General features: G+C 61.5%; 20 protein-coding genes. 15 read left to right on the top strand and 5 right to left on the bottom strand.

Annotated elements, in window-relative coordinates:
- The first annotated feature begins 145 nt into the window (after positions 1-145).
- Complete coding sequence (locus RS694_RS12535; protein WP_029708374.1) at positions 146-1,285, top strand: transglutaminase-like domain-containing protein; 1,140 nt, start codon at positions 146-148, stop codon at positions 1,283-1,285.
- A 20-nt stretch (positions 1,286-1,305) separates the two neighbouring features.
- Positions 1,306-2,037 (top strand): substrate-binding periplasmic protein, encoded by a 732-nt coding sequence (locus RS694_RS12530; protein ID WP_029708375.1) that lies wholly within the window; start codon positions 1,306-1,308, stop codon positions 2,035-2,037.
- 101 nt (positions 2,038-2,138) lie between these two features.
- On the opposite strand, the gene RS694_RS12525 is transcribed toward RS694_RS12530, so the two are convergent.
- The gene (locus RS694_RS12525; protein WP_029708376.1) at positions 2,139-3,053 is read right to left on the bottom strand and encodes a pseudouridine synthase; all 915 of its coding nucleotides are present in this window, start codon (positions 3,051-3,053) and stop codon (positions 2,139-2,141) included.
- An 8-nt stretch (positions 3,054-3,061) separates the two neighbouring features.
- Positions 3,062-3,850 (bottom strand): tRNA (guanosine(46)-N7)-methyltransferase TrmB, encoded by a 789-nt coding sequence (gene trmB, locus RS694_RS12520; RefSeq protein ID WP_029708377.1) that lies wholly within the window; start codon positions 3,848-3,850, stop codon positions 3,062-3,064.
- Between the two features lie 339 nt (positions 3,851-4,189).
- On the opposite strand from trmB, the gene RS694_RS12515 reads away from it, so the two are divergent.
- The 12 genes from RS694_RS12515 to RS694_RS12460 all read left to right on the top strand — a co-directional run bounded on the left by RS694_RS12515 (position 4,190) and on the right by RS694_RS12460 (position 13,345).
- Positions 4,190-4,639 (top strand): hypothetical protein, encoded by a 450-nt coding sequence (locus RS694_RS12515; RefSeq protein ID WP_029708378.1) that lies wholly within the window; start codon positions 4,190-4,192, stop codon positions 4,637-4,639.
- Positions 4,640-4,641: 2 nt separating this feature from the next.
- A complete protein-coding gene (locus tag RS694_RS12510; RefSeq protein WP_051391960.1) occupies positions 4,642-5,232 on the top strand; it encodes a hypothetical protein in 591 nt (196 codons plus the stop codon).
- A complete protein-coding gene (locus RS694_RS12505; RefSeq protein WP_029708380.1) occupies positions 5,229-5,921 on the top strand; it encodes a flagellar basal body L-ring protein FlgH in 693 nt (230 codons plus the stop codon). Before RS694_RS12510 ends, RS694_RS12505 begins: the two co-directional genes overlap by 4 nt.
- Before the next feature lie 21 nt (positions 5,922-5,942).
- Positions 5,943-6,554 (top strand): chalcone isomerase family protein, encoded by a 612-nt coding sequence (locus tag RS694_RS12500; RefSeq protein WP_037247625.1) that lies wholly within the window; start codon positions 5,943-5,945, stop codon positions 6,552-6,554.
- Positions 6,555-6,712: 158 nt separating this feature from the next.
- Positions 6,713-7,441: a response regulator transcription factor gene (locus tag RS694_RS12495; RefSeq protein ID WP_037247627.1), complete on the top strand. Its 729-nt coding sequence runs from the start codon at positions 6,713-6,715 to the stop codon at positions 7,439-7,441.
- Between the two features lie 135 nt (positions 7,442-7,576).
- Positions 7,577-8,005: a GFA family protein gene (locus RS694_RS12490; RefSeq protein WP_076069652.1), complete on the top strand. Its 429-nt coding sequence runs from the start codon at positions 7,577-7,579 to the stop codon at positions 8,003-8,005.
- 27 nt (positions 8,006-8,032) lie between these two features.
- A complete protein-coding gene (locus RS694_RS12485; RefSeq protein WP_029708383.1) occupies positions 8,033-8,605 on the top strand; it encodes a dihydrofolate reductase family protein in 573 nt (190 codons plus the stop codon).
- A 43-nt stretch (positions 8,606-8,648) separates the two neighbouring features.
- Complete coding sequence (locus tag RS694_RS12480; RefSeq protein ID WP_029708384.1) at positions 8,649-9,194, top strand: DUF4334 domain-containing protein; 546 nt, start codon at positions 8,649-8,651, stop codon at positions 9,192-9,194.
- Positions 9,195-9,470: 276 nt separating this feature from the next.
- Complete coding sequence (locus tag RS694_RS12475) at positions 9,471-10,220, top strand: sulfite exporter TauE/SafE family protein (RefSeq protein WP_029708385.1); 750 nt, start codon at positions 9,471-9,473, stop codon at positions 10,218-10,220.
- Positions 10,217-10,609 carry a VOC family protein gene (locus RS694_RS12470; protein ID WP_029708386.1) on the top strand — a complete coding sequence of 131 codons (393 nt, stop codon included), beginning with the start codon at positions 10,217-10,219 and terminating at the stop codon, positions 10,607-10,609. The genes RS694_RS12475 and RS694_RS12470 overlap by 4 nt, the downstream gene beginning before the upstream one ends.
- A 143-nt stretch (positions 10,610-10,752) precedes the next feature.
- On the top strand, positions 10,753-12,864 hold the full coding sequence (locus RS694_RS12465) for a diguanylate cyclase (RefSeq protein WP_029708387.1): 2,112 nt from the start codon (positions 10,753-10,755) through the stop codon (positions 12,862-12,864).
- A gap of 22 nt (positions 12,865-12,886) precedes the next feature.
- On the top strand, positions 12,887-13,345 hold the full coding sequence (locus RS694_RS12460) for a GNAT family N-acetyltransferase (RefSeq protein WP_029708388.1): 459 nt from the start codon (positions 12,887-12,889) through the stop codon (positions 13,343-13,345).
- Here the strand turns inward: RS694_RS12460 and gluQRS are convergent.
- The 3 genes from gluQRS to RS694_RS12445 form a co-directional block, all read right to left on the bottom strand.
- Entirely contained in the window at positions 13,321-14,283 is a 963-nt protein-coding gene (gene gluQRS / locus RS694_RS12455) for a tRNA glutamyl-Q(34) synthetase GluQRS (protein WP_029708389.1), read from the bottom strand. The two genes, RS694_RS12460 and gluQRS, sit on opposite strands and share 25 nt — an antisense overlap.
- A gap of 79 nt (positions 14,284-14,362) precedes the next feature.
- Positions 14,363-15,406, bottom strand: a complete 1,044-nt coding sequence (locus RS694_RS12450; RefSeq protein WP_029708390.1) for an NAD(P)/FAD-dependent oxidoreductase — start codon at positions 15,404-15,406, stop codon at positions 14,363-14,365.
- A gap of 155 nt (positions 15,407-15,561) precedes the next feature.
- Positions 15,562-16,506 carry a LysR family transcriptional regulator gene (locus RS694_RS12445; RefSeq protein ID WP_029708391.1) on the bottom strand — a complete coding sequence of 315 codons (945 nt, stop codon included), beginning with the start codon at positions 16,504-16,506 and terminating at the stop codon, positions 15,562-15,564.
- A gap of 130 nt (positions 16,507-16,636) precedes the next feature.
- Here RS694_RS12445 and RS694_RS12440 point away from each other — a divergent pair, with 130 nt between their 5' ends.
- Positions 16,637-17,338 (top strand): pirin family protein, encoded by a 702-nt coding sequence (locus RS694_RS12440; RefSeq protein ID WP_029708392.1) that lies wholly within the window; start codon positions 16,637-16,639, stop codon positions 17,336-17,338.
- Positions 17,339-17,340: the final 2 nt, after the last annotated feature.

Here is a 17,340-nt window from a genome sequence, read left to right as displayed (position 1 = left end):
GTAAGGCCGGGAAAGCGCGAAAAGGGGTTTGCACAGAATGAGGCGCTGAATATACAGGGCGCAGAGGATAATCATGGGCTGCGCTACCCCGGGGTATTTGTATTACGCCGTACGCGCCTTGTTTCATTACACCGGAGTTCTCTTTATGACCACCGTTTTCTCGCCCAAGCGTGCGGATTCGCGCCGCAATTTTCTGCAAAAAACGGCTGTAGCCCTTGCCAGTAGTGCGCTGCCTGCTATCAATTTTGCGCAGTCTGCTGCTCCGACCGAGCGCAAGTTCAGCCCTGTACCCGGCCAGTGGCGCACTTTTGAGGTGACCACCCGGGTGGATATTGCCAAACCCCAGGGCGTGACCCGCGTGTGGCTTCCCATTCCCAGCGTCAACAGCGACTGGCAAAAGTCCCTGGAAAGCAGCTACTCCAGCAATGGCACGGCCCGACTGGAAGACGACAACAGTACCGGCGCACGCATGCTGTATGTGGAGTTTGCGGAGAACGAAGCCAAGCCCTATGTGGAGCTGACCAGCCGCATCCAGACGCAGAACCGCGCGCAAAACTGGGGCCAGAAGGCCGCCGTGGCCGAAGACGCCGCCACCCTGAAATACTGGACCCAACCCACCGCACTGCTGCCCACCGACGGCATCGTGCGCACCACCGCGCTGGAGGCCACCCGCGGCGCCAAGAGCGATGTGGAAAAGGCGCAGAAGATTTATGACTGGATCGTCACCAACACCTACCGCGAACCCAAGGTGCGCGGATGCGGTGAAGGCGACATCAAGACCATGCTGGAAACCAACAACCTGGGCGGCAAGTGCGCCGACCTGAATGCGCTGTTTGTGGGCCTGTGCCGCGCCGTGGGTGTTCCCGCACGTGACGTATACGGCCTACGCGTGGCGCCCAGCGCCTTTGGCTACCGTGAGCTGGGTGGCAACTCCGCCAGCCTCAAGGGTGCGCAGCACTGCCGTGCCGAGGTCTACCTCAAGGGCCACGGCTGGGTCGGTATGGACCCGGCCGACGTGGCCAAGGTCATGCGCCAGGAAACGCCCGAATGGATCAAGTCATCCAGCAACCCGCTGGTGGCACCGGTCAACAAGAGCCTGTTTGGAGGCTGGGAAGGCAACTGGATGGCCTACAACGTGGCGCACGACGTGGTGCTGCCCAACGCCAAAGGCCCCAAGCTCGGTTTCTTCATGTACCCCGCTGCAGAAAATGCTGCAGGGCGCCTTGACTCCTACGCGCCGGACGACTTCAAATACCAAATCAGCGCACGGGAAATCACCGGCTAAATCACCGGCCAATCGCACACATGAAGCACAGCACGTGGTGGGTCGTTTTGTTGGGCATGCTGCTCCCCGGCGCTCAGGCGCTGGCGGAGCAGGAGCCCATCATTTTGTATTTTCTGGAGCGCCCGCCCTTCATGATGCGTGGGCCCAACGGCACCGTGTCGGGCTCCCTGGCCCCCACCGCCCTGCAGGCATTCGCCAAGGCCGACGTGGCTTATGAGTTGCGGGAGGCCTCGCCGGAGCGCCAGTTGCATGAGTTGAAAACCAACACCCGGCGTGTTTGTTCGCTGGGCTGGTTTGTCACTGCCGAGCGACGCAAGTTCGCCAAGTTCAGCAAGCCCCTGGCGCAGGACGCACCGGTGGTGGGTGTGACCAATCCCGAGTTCCGGCTCGCGCCAGGTGCCACCATTGCGGCCGTGCTGGCCAAGCCCGAGATCCGGGTGCTCATCAAGGACAGCACTGCGCAGGGCACCTACCTGCAAGCCCAATTTGCCAGCATGCGTGCCAAGACCGTGCGCACGGCGGCGGAGTTTCCACAAATGCTCGTCATGCTGCGCAGCGGCCGTGCCGACATTGTGTTCATGCCCAAAGAAGAGGCCGAGTACTACGCCAAACACGCCGGATATGCCGAGGGTGATTTCAACCTGACCCAGTTCCCCGATATGCCGCCTGGTGAGCACCGCTACCTGATGTGCAGCATGAAGGTGGAAGACACCGTCCTCGCCAAAATCAACGTAGCGCTGGGCGGCAAGTAGCGCACTGCGTTCCGGGTACCCCTAAAACCCCTCCGTTCGGGCTGAGCCTGTCGAAGCCTTGTGAGCCCTTCGCCCATCCGGCAAGCGCAGGGCGAACGGCTTTAGATAGCGTCCAGCGCCCGCAGCTTCAAGCGGCTTTCAAACTGCATGGGTTCTTCGCACAAAGGGTCGGTAAACGCAATCGATTGGGCTAGCAGCTGCAGCGGATTGTTGTAGTCCTCGGTGCCCTCCGGTGTCAGCACCGGGTAGATCCCGTCGCCCAGTAGGGGCAGGCCCAGTGCGGCCATGTGCACGCGCAGCTGGTGGCGCTGGCCGGTGATGGGTTTGAGCGCGTAGCGCGCCCAGTTACCGTGCACCTCAATCGGTTCAATGTCGGTGATCGCGTTCACCTCGCCCACCTCTTCGGACTGCTGCATGAAGTGCTGCGCATTGCCAATGCGCGTGGCGCGGTGTATGGGCCAGGGTAGGGCGGGGTTCCACGGTGCGATGCATTCGTAGTGTTTGGTGACCTGGCGCTCGCGAAACAACGCGGCATAGGCGTTGCGCGTGGCCGCCCGCACTGAAAACAGCACCAGCCCGGCCGTGTCGCGGTCTATGCGGTGGATGGGCGTGAGTTCGGGCAGGTCAAACTCTTTTTTCAGGCGCACGAGCAAGGTTTCCTGCACATATTTGCCCGACGGCATCACCGGCAGGAAATGCGGCTTGTCGGCCACCAGCAGATCGTCGTTGCGCCATAACACCGTGGCTTCGAACGGAATGGGTACCTCGGCCTCCACCTCGCGGTAGTAATAGAGCCGCTGGCCGGGCACACACGGGGTGTCGGCGCTGAGCACTGCGCCCGAGTCGTCGCTGACGGAACCTTGTGCCAGGCGCTGCTGCCAGATGCCGGGCGCCACGCGGGGAAACTGGTGCGCCAGGAAGTCCATGACGCTGGGCCATACGCCCGCGGGCACCACTACGCAACTGGCGCCAACGCCGTTGCGCGGAGCAGGCGCATGGTGGCGGGTGGCACGCATGCGGCTAGTTAAACGCGCTCAAACACCACATCCCAGACGCCGTGGCCCAGCTTGATGCCACGGTTTTCAAACTTGGTCAGCGGGCGGTAGTGCGGCTTGGGTGCGTAGCCCATCAATTCAGGATGGCTGACCAGGGCGCGGTTTTTCAGCGCAGGTTCGGCCGTCAGCACTTCCAGAATCTGCTGGGCGTAAGGTTCCCAGTCGGTGGCGCAATGCAGGTAGCCACCCACCTTGAGGCGCGCCGCGAGCTTGGCGATCAGCGGGCTCTGGATCAGGCGGCGCTTGTTGTGTTTGGTCTTGTGCCAGGGGTCCGGGAAGAAGATGTGCACGCCGTCCAGGCTGCCCAGCGGCAGCATGTGGTCTATCACCTCCACCGCGTCGTGGTTGCAGATACGGATGTTGGTGATGTGGTTCTCGCCAATGCGCTTGAGCAGCGCACCCACACCGGGCTCGTGCACTTCGCAGCACAGGAAGTTGGTGCCCGGCAGCGTGGTGGCGATCTTGGCCGTGGCCTCACCCATGCCAAAGCCGATTTCCAGCACCAGCGGGCGTTCAGCATGTTTCTGGCCTGCAGCCCCCGCTGCATCTGCGTAAGCCGCTTCAAAATCAATAGCACTTTGCTGGTAAGGCAGCAGAAACTGTGGCCCCAATTCCTCCATGGCCCGTATCTGCCCACCACCCATGCGCCCCGCGCGCTTCACAAAACTCTTGATGGTGCGCATGAACGGTTTTGCCTGGTCTTCAAGGGCGGCTGGCGTGACGTCGGGGGTATCGGAACGGGTTTCTGGTGTGGTCATGGGCTTCTGGCGCGTCTGGGGCTGGGGCATGCATTGTAGTGAGGGGCTGAAAAAGGCTGCCCGCAAGCCCAGGCCTGCGCGGGCGGGGCCCGCGTTGCCAGTCCGGTGCGGCCATGCGCACAACATTTGTGTCAAGACGGAAATATTATTTCAATTAATTCCATTTAAAAATCAATTGGGTAAATATAGTATTTCAATATTATCTATATATAAATGTCTGGTTAATGTGGTTTTTCGAGTATCAGAAGTAATTGGTTTTTCATATTGTCATTGGGTTATTTGCTTGGAGTGCAAAAAACTAATATTCATTCGTCCTTTAACGAAACTCAGGAGAATGCGATGAGTAATATTGGTTCGGTGTCCTCATATGTGTCGTCGCTGGTGTCCCCGCCGCAGACGCATTACGACGTGAATAACGCGGCCTACGGGCCGGTTGTCGCTGGTGTGGTGGGGGTGGCAGAAGCCGCAGCCGACTCGGTCAGTGCGGTGGTGTCCTTCAGTGCGGAGAGCCTGGGCAAGCTGGGTGATGTGGCCGAGTCCGGTCTGCACTCTGTCAGCGATGTTTTTGGCGATGTAGCCGATGCTGTAGGCGATGCGGTGGACAGTGCTGAGAACAGCGTCGTCTCACTGTACAACGAGGTGGCTGGCATGGCCGAAGACACCTTTGATGCGGTGGGGGATGCAGCCTCCAGCCTTGCCGATGGCATCAGCTCCGCCGCAGGCACCGTGGCAAGTTATGTTGCCATGGGGGTAGAGGCAGGCAAGCAAACCGTCAGCGAAATCCTCTGACCATGGCCTCCCCCATGGCCTCCTTATTGCCGCCGGTGGCGCTTTCGTTGGCTGTCCTGACCTTGTCAGCGTGTTCCATCGTGAGCCCTGTCCCTCTGTGGGAGCTTGCCAAGGCCACCGGTGGCATGGCCACGATGTCCATGCAGTCGGAGCCGGGGGAGGCGGTCAACACGGTGTACTACCCGCACGCACCCTTTACCACGCTGTGTATTGAGTTCAACCCCAATACTGCCAGCGCCGATGTGATTCCCGCGCTGCAAACGGCCCTGCGTGCACACCAGATCGAGAGCCGCGTGTACGACGAGCAGAGCCCTGTCGCGGCCTGTGCCGTCTGGCTGCGTTACAGCGCGCAGATGACGTGGGACAAGCGCCCCATGACCGATAGCTACCAGGCTTACGTGAGTGCCGCGTCCCTGACCTTGCAAAGTGCCAAGGGGCAGGTGCTCTCCAGCAGCCACTACGTGGTGGATCCCGACTTCGGGCGTAGCAAATGGGCGACGACCCATGACAAGCTGGCGCCCGTGGTGGCGGCGCTGGTGACAGGCATCGTTCCAGAGCGCCGTGGGGCTCCTCTTTCCAAGGAAAAATCATGAACTCCAACCTCCCAGTCCGTCACCTTGTGGCCTTGAGTCTGGCGGTTTTGTTGGCCGGATGTGCCAACCCGTCACCCACCATCTTGCAACTGCCGGCGATTGCTGCGCCGATTGCGCGCCCTGCCAATGTGGAGCGTGTCCACACGGGCTCGTTATTCAATCCCACATCCGGGTCCTTGTACACGGGGCGCCAGAAAGCACGTGCAGTGGGTGACATCGTCAAGGTCAATATTTCGGAGACCCTGAGCGCCAGCAACACCGTCAAGACCGATATCAGCCGTGAGAGCGCGCTGACCTCCAAGGGCACTGGAAACGCCAATGCCGACTCCCTGCTGAGTCCATGGTTGAACCAGAACGACGCTGCGTCTGGCAGCAACACCTTCAAGGGCAACGGCACCTCCAAGAATGACAGCAAGTTCACCGGCCAGCTTGCGACCTCGGTGATCAATGTGCTTGCCAACGGCAACCTGGTGGTGGCGGGCGAACGCAGCATTGCCCTGCAAGGCAATAACAGCACCTTGCGTTTCTCCGGTGTGGTGGATCCGAAGGACATGGCGGACGGCAATGTCATCCAGTCCAACGACGTCGTGAATGCGCGTCTGGAGGTGGTGGGGCAGGGCGATACGTCAGACGCTGCATCGCGCAACTGGCTGCAACGCGTGCTCAACAACTCTTTGGCTATCTGGTAGCCGCAAGGTCAGGAGAAAACCATGTTTACAGGCTTTAAAACCACATTGGCCGCGACTGTATGCGCGGTTGCCTGCCTCCCGTGTTTCGCGACGGCGGAAATGGAGGGCGTCGCGCTCGACGATTCGGTCCAGGTGGCGGGCCGGCACCTCAAGCTCAATGGTGCAGGCGTCAGCAAGCGCCTGATCTTCAAGATCTATGCCCTGGGGCTATACCTTCCCGACCACCGGGCGACGGTGCAGGAGGTGTTTGAGGCCGAGGGACCGCGCCGGCTGGCGATTTCCATGCTGCGTGACGTCAGCGGCGCAGATTTCAGCGAGGCGCTGCTGGATTACGTGGCAGCAGAACGGGCCAGCTTGCAGGAGGGGGTGGTGGGGAGCATGCTGCACTTGGGCAAGGCGATTGCAAGCCAACCCCAAGGTCTGCGCAAAGGCGATAGCTTGACGCTGGACTGGGTGCCGGGAACCGGGACCATGGTGGAACTGAACAAAAAACCGCTGACGGCACCGCTGCGCGATATTGCCGTCTATAACGCCTTGCTGAATATCTGGCTGGGAGAAAAGCCAGCTGACCCCGCGCTAAAAATTAAACTGCTGGGACGCCCGCCCATAATACGCACCGCGCTGACATATTAATTTGATACGTCGCTTGAGTGGGTTTATTTCAGCTTTGTAAATTGATTGTGTCAATATTATTTCAGTATTGATAAATATAAAGCCGATTTGGTTGGGCGGCTTTATTTTCAAGATACCATCAGTATGCTGACAAAGTAAATACCCCCCCCTATTTCACAATGACTTTCAAGGCAAAAGTATTAATTGTTGATGACGATGAGGATATCAATAGCCTGCTGGCCAACTATCTGCGGCCCTATGGGTTTGAGACCCATGTGGCCGTGGACGGCACTGGCATGCGCACCCAGCTGGCTGCGCATGCGATTGACCTGATCGTCATGGACGTGGAACTGCCTGAAACCGATGGCTTGAGCCTGACGCGCGAAGTGCGCCAGCAAACCCAGATGCCTATCATCATGCTGTCTGCCCGGACAGACCCTTACGACCGGGTGGTGGGGTTGGAAAACGGAGCCGACGATTACGTCGTCAAACCCTTTGAACCGCGCGAGCTGGTGGCCCGCATCCAGGCGGTGTTGCGCCGTGCGGCGGTGTCGTCGGACGGGCCGGAGGCGCGGGCGCTTGCCAATGTGTACAACTTTCAGGGCTGGACACTGGACCGCGAAAGCCGCAGTTTGCTGGCCCCCAGTGGCTTGACGGTCGCTTTGTCCCATGCTGAATTCCGCCTGCTGTGCACTTTTTTACAAACCCCGCGGCAACTGCTGAGTCGCGAACAACTGCTGGAGCTGGTGGGCGGGCGCCAGATCGGTGCCGGCGTGCGAAGCATCGATTTGCTGGTATCGCGTCTACGGCAAAAGCTGATGGCTGCCTCCGAAGGGCTGGACATCATCAAAACCATCCGCGGCAAAGGCTACCTTCTGGACCTACCGGTAGTGCAGGGTTGCGCATGAACGGCTTGGCCGCGTCATCCGTGGCGGGGCAGCGGTGTAGGGAGCGTTCTTGGTGATGGGGGAACAGCATCAGGCCCAAGTGTGAGAGGGTGGGGCGCCTTACTGGCCAGTCGTGCGCTGTGCTAAAACCACGCGATGGCCATCAAACACCATGGATCATGCCTTTGCAAAGGCGTGCAGTTCACTATCGAAGGAGCGCTGGCGCCGGTGCAGGTTTGCCATTGCGCCCAATGCAGGCGCGCACAAGGTGGTCCGTTCGCCACCAACATTCCGGTTGATGCATCGCGGTTGTCGTTCTCGTCAGGGCAAGCGTTGTTGCACCGCTTTGAATCCTCGCCCGGAAAGGTCCGGGTTTTCTGCGCGGTCTGTGGGTCGCCTGTCTTCAGTGCGCGGGATTCCTTGCCCGGTATCGTGCGGATTCGTGCGGGACTCCTGGCAGAGCCCGTGCAAACCCGGTTGGCGTTCCACGCCCATGTGAATTCCAAAGCAAGCTGGTGGCCGATCGATGATGCGCTGCCCCAGCATCCAGAAGGCTATGTTCCACCCACCCAGCCTGCACGCTGAACGGCCCACGTCCAGAAAAGCGCAACCATGAAAACCCAGTACTTCACCGCGACCAGTCTTGATGGCTTCATTGCTACAGAGGATGACTCTCTGGAGTGGCTGTTTCCGCTGGGTGACATCAACCACTCCAGCTATCCCGCGTTTATTGCCGAGGTGGGCGCTTTGGCCATGGGGTCTTCCACCTACGAATGGATGCGGCGCAACGCCGACATGGTGATCGCCGAGACGGGCTCGCCGTGGCCTTATACCCAGCCGGCTTGGGTGTTCTCCAGCCGCACCTTGCCCGCCCTACCCGGCGCGGACATCCGGTTTGTGCAGGGCGATGTGCACCAGGTCCATGCCGAGATGCGCGCTGCGGCGGGTGGTAAAAACCTCTGGATTGTGGGCGGTGGTGATCTCGCGGGGCAGTTCCATGATGCGAGTTTGCTGGACGAGCTGATCATTCAAATAGGTTCTGCCACGCTGGGCAAGGGCAAGCCGCTTTTCCCGCGCAGGGTGTTAAACCCGACCTTGCGTCTGGTCTCTGCACAGCAGATGGGGGCGGGTATGGCGGAGCTGCGTTATACCGTGGACAAAAACGGCCCGGCTGGCGTGGCCTAGTGCTGGCGCCAGGCGGCATGCAATACACCGAGACCGTATCCCGATGAATGTGCACGAAAAACTAAATGCAGGCGGTGCGACAACCCAGGAGGCACTTGCGCTGTTCGATGCACTGTCGCCGGTGGAGACGGACTTCATGCTCGGAAGCTGGAAAGGGGAGGGCTTTGAAACCGGTCACCCCATGGATGGCCTGCTGGAGGCGTACCACTGGTACGGCAAGCGTTTTGAGAGTGCAGAAGACGTGCACCCTCTGGTGTTCTCAACCCTCGGCGGCGGCCTTGCCAGCGTGAACCCGGCGCGGATGGGGCCTGCGCTCAGTTGGAGCGACCACGTGGCACTGCCCAAGTCGGCCACTCTGGGTCGGGTGTTTCAGGCCATGATGCCGCTGTTCACGACCACCCGCTCGCGTGCGAGATTGCGCATGACCAGCTACCGCGGCCAGTCCAGCGCGACCATGGTGTACGACCAGCTTCCCATCAACGATGTCTTCCGCAAGATCGATGCAAACGCCGTGTTCGGCGTGATGGATCGCAAAGGCATGCAGAAGCCGTTCTTCTTCATCCTGCGTCGTGTCACTGCGGGCCACTAGCGGGTAACCAGTCTCTCCAGACTTCGCCTAAATTCTTCGCTACGGTCTGCGTCCATGGCGCACTGGTGGCCGCGCTCTGGGCGGCCGTGTGGTGGTGCGTGGCAGCGCTAGCCAAAATGCGGGGATGACCCTATCCTCTTGCCCAGGGTGATCCACACCATTCACCTCCCATGCTGAAAACCAAGCCCGCCACAAACCCAGACGTCTATGTTGCGGCGACAACACTGAATGCCCAATGGGGCGACCCCACGCGCCTTTAAATCACGGAGTCCCGCCTTGAACAGTGACACCACCACTATCCTGATTTTCATCACCGCCACGTTTGTGGCCGCCGGTTTTGTCAAAGGGGTGGTGGGTATGGGACTGCCCACGGTGGCCATGGGCGTGCTGAGCCTGTTCATGGCGCCAGTCGCTGCGGCCTCGATGCTGATCATTCCTTCGCTCGTGACCAATGTGTGGCAACTGGTGGCGGGGCCGCCTCTGGGGTATTTGTTCAAACGGTTGGCCACCATGATGGTGATGATCTGCTTGGGCACGTTGCTGGGCATCAGTGTGTTGACCGGTGCGTCCTCGTCGGTGGCCAGTGCAGGCTTGGGCGCCATCCTGGCGCTGTACGGGGTCATAGGGCTTGCGGCGCGCCAGTTCCGCGTGCCTGCGCGGGCCGAGCCCTGGCTATCGCCGCTGGTGGGGCTGGTCACGGGCCTCGTGACGGGCGCCACAGGCGTTTTTGTGGTGCCCGCCGTGCCGTATCTGGGATCGCTGGGTTTGGCCAAGGAGCAGCTCATACAGGCGCTGGGCCTGTCATTCACAGTGTCTACCGTGGCGCTGGCGGCAGCCCTGGCCCTGCAGGGCAGCTACCAGTTGCCCGCGTCGGGCAGTTCGGCCCTGGCGGTGTTGCCTGCGCTGGCGGGCATGTTTCTGGGCCAGCGGGTGCGCGCCACATTGCGACCGGATGTATTTCGCCGCTGGTTCTTTGTGGGCCTCATCGTGTTGGGGATCTATATGTTGGTGAGGGCTGTGTCATGACCATCCACCTCGATCACACCATCGTGCCGTCGCACCACGCGGTGGCCTCGGCGCGGCAACTGGCCGAACTGCTGGGTGTACCGTGGTCCGAGACCGGGGTCGGCCCGTTCGCGCCGGTGTTTATCAACGACGGGCTGACGCTGGACTTCATCCAGACGGACGAGGACTTTCCGGTCTACCACTTTTGCTTTCGGGTGGAGCAGGCGCAGTTTTACGCCATCCTGGCGCGCATGCGTGCGGCGGGCGTTGCGTTTCGCAGCACGGTGCGCGGGCCGGAGGACGGCCAGATCAACACCGACTACGGCGGCAACATGGTTTACTGGAATGTGCCCGATGGTCACCAGTGGGAGATGCTCACCGTGAGCTACGCGCACCAGCCCTCTCCGTAGTGGCGAAACGCCTTGGGAGGGTGTGGGTTCAGGTACGATTCTTGTGTGTGGTGAATGTTGGCAAGTATCGACAAAGCCGTACAGGGAGATTTCTAGTGCCTTTTGGTGGGATATTTGAACGGTGCGCGCGTAGCGTGCGCTGGATGCTCGTCGTGCTTGCGGCCTGGTGTGTGGGCGTGGCCAGTGCCGCAGTGCCCGTACAACTCAGTGCCGAGCAGCATTCCTGGCTGGTGGCCCACCGCGACAAAACCTATACGGTGGGGTTTGATCCGCATGCCGGATCCGACTATTTTGAGTTTCGCGGCCTGCGCACCGGGCTGTTGCCGGAACTGCTGAAAGACATTCAGTCCCAACTGGGGCTCAAGGTGGTGCCGGCCGACATCAAAGGTTGGGACGACGCCTACACGCGGTTCCTGCGTGGAGACATCGACCTTCTGTACGGCGCCAACCCGACCCCTGAGCGTGAACGCACCATGTGGTTCACCCGCCCGTTGCTCAAATACCCCTACACCGTGTTTGCGGGCAAGGATTCGCCGGTGCAGACCCTGGGTGATCTGGATGGTCGCAAGGTGGGTTTCATCCGTAATGACTTTGTCATTCAGCAACTGCCCAAAGAGTTTCCGAACATCCATATCGAGACCGTGGAGTTTGATGCCCAGGACGCCGGGCTGCACGCGCTGGAGATGGGCCAGATCGATGGTTTTGTCACGGCGGGTGGCGGCGTGGAGTACGAATTTTTGTACACCCACCCCAAGCTCGGGCTGGTGGCACAGTTGCGTGCCATCACGTCGGACATGACCATGGCGGTCCTCAAGGAGCGGCAGATGCTGGGCAGCATTCTGGACAGCTACATGGCGCAGCGCGAGCTGGAAATTCTTGCCCTCAAGGACAAGGCGCAAAGCATCTACAACCGCAAGATCCTGCGCCTGAGCGAGGCCGAACTGCGCTGGCTGGAACAAAAGGGCACCGCCGTGGTCGGGGTGGCAGAAGACTACCTGCCGTTTGACCACTACAGCAACGGTGAGTACCGCGGCATTGCCGGCGAAATGCTCAAACGCGTTGGCGATACGGTGGGCATACGCTTCAAGGTGGTGAGCGGCACGTTCGCCGACATCATGGACCAGGCACGCGCCGGTACGGTGCATGTGGTCGACATGGCCAAGACCGAAGACCGGCTCAAGGATTTCATCTTTCCGCACGCCATCAGCACCGAGCGCGACATCATCGTGGGCCTCAAGAACAGCCCGCCGGTGCAGGACGTGTATGACCTGGACGGCCAGCGCGTGGCGGTGATTGACGGTTTCTGGCACGAGGAGTACCTGCGCAAGAACCTGAAAAATCCGCAGATCGTTACCACGGAGGACATCATGGAGTCGTTGCGCCTGGTGCGTGATGGGAAGGTGGCCTACATGATCGAAAACCCCACCGTGGTGGAGTTTTATATCAACGGGCTGGGCTACTCCGACGTCGTCAAGCGGGGCAATACGTCCAAGGATTCGTTTGTCTACTTTGGCGTGAGCCGCAAGCAGCCGGAGCTGGCGTCCATCATGGACAAGGTGATCCCGCTGATCAAGTTCGAGGAAGCCAAGTACGCGGGCATCCAAAGTGTGCCCACCTTGCGCAATGAGACGAACATGCAGTTGCTCAAGCTGGTGGGCGCGTTGGGTCTAGCGCTGGTTGCCATCGTGCTGGTGGTCATTGCGGTGGTGCGAAAACTGGTGGCGCAAAAGGCCGCGACTCAGTTCCTGACGGAGCGCGAGCACCTGCTCTACACCGACACGCTGACAGGTTTTTACAACCGCAACTACTTCAGCCAGAAGGTGGATCCGCAGCCCCTGGGGGTTTATCCCCAGGCCGTGGTGGTGGCCGACCTGAACAACCTCAAACACGTCAATGACGTGTATGGCCATGCGGCCGGCGATACCTTGCTGGTGCGGTTTGCTGACCAGGTGCGCGCACAGTGGCCGCAGGGGGCGTGTTTCCGCATTGGTGGCGACGAGTTCCTGATTGTTCTGGCCAACAGCAGCGAAGAGCAGGTGCTTGTTGACCTGGAGGCCTTCCGGCTGCGTTGCCAGGGTGCCAGCTACGCGGCGCCTGACGGCAACCCTATCGAACCCAGTGCCGCCATGGGCTACGCGCTGCGCGCGAGCGCCGACACCTCGCTGGACAAATGCATTGCCGAGGCCGACGCGCGTATGTACCAGGCCAAGGCCCAGATGAAAAAGCGCCGTGCCGAAGACGCGCTGCGGGCCTGAGCCAATTTCTCTCACACAACCCATGCCACCCGTCCACGCCCGTCTTGCCACACTGCAGGACCTGAGCACCGTCGCCGCCCTGTTTGACGCCTACCGCCAGTTCTACGAACAGGCGCCAGACCTCGCTGCGGCCACGCAGTTCATCGCTGCGCGCATGCACAAGCAGGAGTCGGTGATCCTGCTGGCCGAAGACGCGGACGCCAACGCCGTAGGCTTCTGCCAGCTCTACCCGACGTTCTGTTCGGTGGAAGCGCAGCCCATCTACGTGTTGTATGACCTGTTTGTCACTCCGCAAAGCCGCAAGACCGGAGCTGGCAAGCAGCTGTTGCTGGCCGCCGAAGACCTGGCCCGCAGGCACGGCATGGCGCGCATGGACCTCACCACCGCAAGAACCAACCTGACCGCGCAGCGTTTGTACACAGCACTGGGCTGGGTGCGGGACGATGTTTTTCTGGCCTACAGCCGGCGCATTGCGGCCTGAGCCAGCCAAAGTCCGGTCCACCCGCTCAGGGCGTCTTGCACTGGGCCCACTTGCTGGGGCAGACCCAGCGTGTGCGCTGCCTGGTTCAAGGCCACCAGCGGGGCGGACAGGTCCAGCGCCGCAGCACCATTTTGTTTGCTGAGTTTTTCACCATTGGCACCCAGCACCAATGGCGTGTGCAGGTAACTGGGTGTGGGCAGGCACAGGGCGCGCTGCAGCAGGATTTGCCGTGCGGTGTTGTCGGTGAGGTCTTCGCCGCGCACGACGTGGGTGATGCCCTGCGCGGTATCGTCCACCACCACCGCCAACTGGTAGGCAAACAAACCATCAGCGCGCAGCAGCACAAAGTCGCCCACCTCGGCGGCCACATCCTGGGCCTGTGCGCCCAGGCGGCGGTCGCTCCAGTGCACGACCGGGTCTGAATTTGCTATGGTTTCAGTAGCTGCTTGCGCAATCTGTATGCGGGCTAGAGGCATATTTGGCACTGAAAAACCCGTGTGCAGGCGCCAGGCACGTGCGGCCTTGCCGTGCAGGCCGCCTCGCTCGGGTCTGCAGGTGCCGGGGTAGATCAATTCGCCATGGCGCGGCTTCTCTATACCTGCGGCCTGCAGCGCAGTTTCAATATCTTTGCGCGAACAGGCACACGGATAGGCCAGGCCGCTTATCACCAACTGGTCCAGCGCCTGTTGGTACAGGGCCGTGCGCTGGCTTTGCCACACGGGCGGGGCATCGGGGTGTAGGCCACAGGTGGCGAGTTGTTGCAGGATGGTCAGGTCTGTGCCGGGTACACAACGTGGCGTGTCCACGTCTTCGATGCGTACCAGCCACTGGCCGCCGTGGGCGCGGGCGTCCAGCCAACTGGCCAGTGCGGCAACGAGGGAGCCCGCGTGTAACGGGCCGGTGGGCGAGGGCGCAAAGCGGCCGATGTAAGGAGGCATGGGGAAATACCGTTCACCCTGCGCTTGTCGAAGGGTTTGCAGGGCCTCGACAAGCTCAGCCCGAACGGAGGGGCGCTTGTCAGACTATCGCGAGGGCCAGCTCCAAGCCGGACACAAACGCGTTTTCCACGCGGTGGCCCAGGCACCAGTCGCCGCAGACACCCAGGCCCAGCTTGGCGTCCCACAGGTGGCTTTGGCCCAGCGGTTGCTGGGTTTGCGCATACGACCAGCGGTGGACTTCGACGTGGGCAGGTTCGGCGCGGATGCCGGTGACTTCAGAAAACGCCTTGATCAGTTTGGCCTGCACGCGGGCCGGGTCGTCGTTCAGATGTTCTTGTGACCACGCGGCGCTGGCCTGCACGGTCCAGCGCTCCACCTGGCCGCGGCCGGGCTTGCTCGATTCACGGGTCAGCCAGGCGATGCGGTGGTGGGTGCTGCGCGCGGCGTTCCACTGCGGGCCCAGCGTGGTCAGGCCGGGCTGTACCGCTTGTGGGAACGCCAGCATCAGCGTCCAGCACGGCGCCACCGAGGATTTGGCGGTTTGTTTGAGCAGTGCGCTGGCCTTGGGGGCGGTGGCCAGCAAGGCCTGGGCCTGTGGGCCGGGGACGGCCAGTACCACGGCATCAAAACCGCTGTAGACATGGCTGCCATCGTCGGTACCCGTGGTGCGCAGTTGCCACTGTGCCTTGTTCAGCGCGTCGGCTTCGATGTGGGTGACCTTGGTGTTGAGCTCCACCACGCCCGCATCCACCAGCGGTTGGCCCCAGCGGCGCACCAGTGCGTTCATGCCGGGCGAGGGCACCAGGTGTTGCTCGCGTGCGGGCAGGCCGGCGGCGGCTACGCGGCCATGCGCGTCCAGCACACGCACGGTGTTGGCGCTCCAGGGTTTGCACAGGGTGGGTGTGGTTTTAAGGGCCAGCGCAAAACGCGCATCGCGTACGGTGAAGTACTGCGCGCCGTGGTCAAAGGTGCCAAAGGGGCTGGTGCGCGTGGCCATGCGGCCACCCAGGCCACTGCTCTTCTCAAACACGGTGACGCGGTGACCGGCCTGCACCAGTGTGCGGGCGCAGGTGATGGCTGCCATGCCGGCCCCCACGATGGCGATGTGTTTGGAAGTGGTCATGGGCAGGCTCTCCAATAGTTATGCGTATGTCTGCTTTATACACGCTGGTGTGGACATGCAGAGTCAATCTGACCACGTGCAAACCCGCACCACCGTTCGGCCCGCGCTTCGACAGGCTCAGCGTGAACGGGCTTGGGGCCCAGTGCGAACAAGCTTCACGCGCTGCGATGCTCTTCCAGCAGCGCCGCGCGCGTGGTCGGGCTTTCCAGTTGTTGCAGCCACCACTGCAGTGCACGGCCTTGGGCTGCGGCTTTGCCGCCGCGCCAGGCGTAGCTGATGGCCACGTGGCGGAAGGGGCGTTCGGTCTTCTTCACCACCAGGCGCCCGGTGTCGATGTAGCTGTCTGCCATGCAGCGCGGCAGGTAGCCGCCGCCCAGGCCGCGCAGTTGTGCGTCCAGCTTGGCCTGCATGCTGGCCACGGTGAACACCTCCTGCCCGCCCAGCAGGCCAAAGGTCATGCCGCCGCCGCGCTGGATGGAGTCGGCCACGGCCACGGCACGGTGCTGCTGGATGAGCGCGTCACTCAGCGGCTCGGGTGCGCTGGCCAGCGGGTGGTGCGGTGCCACGGCGTAGACGAAGGTGGAGGTGCCCAGGGGTTTGCTGTGCACATCGGTGTGGTTGCTGGCATCGGCCGCGGCCACACCGATGGAGAGATCTGCCTGGCCCGAGGTGAGTGCGGCTATCGTGCCCGAGAGGGTTTCGTCCCGCAGACGGATGCGGGTGGGGGGCGAGAGGCTGAAGAAACTCTCGCACAGCTCCATCATGGTGGGTTTGGAGATGATGGTGTCGATGGCAATGGTGAGCTGTGACTCCCAGCCGGTGGCCACGCGTTTCACGCGGTTGGCCACGGCATCGATCTCGGTGAGCAGTCGCGCACCTTCGCGCAGCAGTTCGGCCCCGGCCTCCGTGAGTTTGGCTTGGCGCGAGCTGCGGTCGTACAGCAGCACGTCCAGTGCATCTTCAATCTGGCGCACACGGTAGGTCAATGCGCTGGGCACCATGCCCATATCGCGGGCGGCAGCGGCAAAACTGCCGGCACTGGCAATGGCCTGCAGCATGGCCAAGGCGTCGGGGGTCAGAACGTCGCGTGCAGTTTGCATGGAATGCGTCTTTTAATTGAAATTATTTGAATGATGCCATCAAACCGGATGGATGGTAAAGACCCAGCCGAGGCCTAAAGTTCAACCCATCGCAGGCACATCGCCAGCGCTACAGAAGGAGTGCTTCACCATGTTGACCATTCGTAAATCCAATGACCGCGGCTATGCCGACCATGGCTGGCTGAAGTCCTTCCACAGTTTTTCGTTTGCCGGTTACTTCGATCCCAAACACATGGGATGGGGCAACCTGCGCGTGATCAACGAAGACCGCATTGCCCCCGGCACCGGCTTCGGTACCCACGGCCACCGTGACATGGAAATCATCAGCTACGTCATGGAAGGCAACCTGGCGCACAAGGACAGCATGGGCAACGTCAAGGGCATTCCCCCGGGCGATGTGCAGCGCATGAGCGCAGGCCGTGGCGTGCAGCACAGCGAGTTCAACCACGCAGACGGCCAGAACACCCACTTCTTCCAGATCTGGATTGAGCCCAACGTGACCGGCATTGCGCCGAGCTACGAGCAAAAGACCTTTTCCGCTGAAGAGAAAACCGGCAAGCTGCGCCTGGTGGCCTCACCCGATGGCGCCGAAGGCTCGGTGTTGGTGCACGCCGATGCACGCATGTACAGCGGTCTGCTGGACGGCGCGCAAACGGCCGAACTGGCGCTGGACCCCGAACGCAAGAGCTACGTGCAACTGCTGCGTGGCGAGCTCGAAGTCAATGGCGTTGCACTCACCACGGGTGATGCGGCGCTGCTGGAAGGCGAAAGCCGCATTGCCCTGGCCAAGGGAAAAAACGCCGAAGTACTGGTGTTTGACCTGCAGCCCTGATT

Origin of the sequence: Rhodoferax saidenbachensis (assembly GCF_001955715.1) — a bacterium.
GTDB lineage: Bacteria > Pseudomonadota > Gammaproteobacteria > Burkholderiales > Burkholderiaceae_C > Allorhodoferax > Allorhodoferax saidenbachensis.
Note: the sequence above shows the minus strand (reverse complement) of the source record. Positions and strands in the feature narration are given on the sequence as shown.

Coding starts and splice junctions, on each gene's coding strand:
- RS694_RS12515 (WP_029708378.1), top strand. CDS start 4,190: ATGAGTAATATTGGTTCGGTGTCCTCATATGTGTCGTCGCTGGTGTCC.
- RS694_RS12465 (WP_029708387.1), top strand. CDS start 10,753: ATGCTCGTCGTGCTTGCGGCCTGGTGTGTGGGCGTGGCCAGTGCCGCA.
- RS694_RS12490 (WP_076069652.1), top strand. CDS start 7,577: ATGGCCATCAAACACCATGGATCATGCCTTTGCAAAGGCGTGCAGTTC.
- RS694_RS12445 (WP_029708391.1), bottom strand. CDS start 16,506: ATGCAAACTGCACGCGACGTTCTGACCCCCGACGCCTTGGCCATGCTG.
- RS694_RS12480 (WP_029708384.1), top strand. CDS start 8,649: ATGAATGTGCACGAAAAACTAAATGCAGGCGGTGCGACAACCCAGGAG.
- trmB (WP_029708377.1), bottom strand. CDS start 3,850: ATGACCACACCAGAAACCCGTTCCGATACCCCCGACGTCACGCCAGCC.
- RS694_RS12525 (WP_029708376.1), bottom strand. CDS start 3,053: ATGCGTGCCACCCGCCACCATGCGCCTGCTCCGCGCAACGGCGTTGGC.
- RS694_RS12535 (WP_029708374.1), top strand. CDS start 146: ATGACCACCGTTTTCTCGCCCAAGCGTGCGGATTCGCGCCGCAATTTT.
- RS694_RS12440 (WP_029708392.1), top strand. CDS start 16,637: ATGTTGACCATTCGTAAATCCAATGACCGCGGCTATGCCGACCATGGC.
- RS694_RS12495 (WP_037247627.1), top strand. CDS start 6,713: ATGACTTTCAAGGCAAAAGTATTAATTGTTGATGACGATGAGGATATC.
- RS694_RS12460 (WP_029708388.1), top strand. CDS start 12,887: ATGCCACCCGTCCACGCCCGTCTTGCCACACTGCAGGACCTGAGCACC.
- RS694_RS12500 (WP_037247625.1), top strand. CDS start 5,943: ATGTTTACAGGCTTTAAAACCACATTGGCCGCGACTGTATGCGCGGTT.
- RS694_RS12470 (WP_029708386.1), top strand. CDS start 10,217: ATGACCATCCACCTCGATCACACCATCGTGCCGTCGCACCACGCGGTG.
- RS694_RS12530 (WP_029708375.1), top strand. CDS start 1,306: ATGAAGCACAGCACGTGGTGGGTCGTTTTGTTGGGCATGCTGCTCCCC.
- RS694_RS12505 (WP_029708380.1), top strand. CDS start 5,229: ATGAACTCCAACCTCCCAGTCCGTCACCTTGTGGCCTTGAGTCTGGCG.
- gluQRS (WP_029708389.1), bottom strand. CDS start 14,283: ATGCCTCCTTACATCGGCCGCTTTGCGCCCTCGCCCACCGGCCCGTTA.
- RS694_RS12485 (WP_029708383.1), top strand. CDS start 8,033: ATGAAAACCCAGTACTTCACCGCGACCAGTCTTGATGGCTTCATTGCT.
- RS694_RS12450 (WP_029708390.1), bottom strand. CDS start 15,406: ATGACCACTTCCAAACACATCGCCATCGTGGGGGCCGGCATGGCAGCC.
- RS694_RS12510 (WP_051391960.1), top strand. CDS start 4,642: ATGGCCTCCCCCATGGCCTCCTTATTGCCGCCGGTGGCGCTTTCGTTG.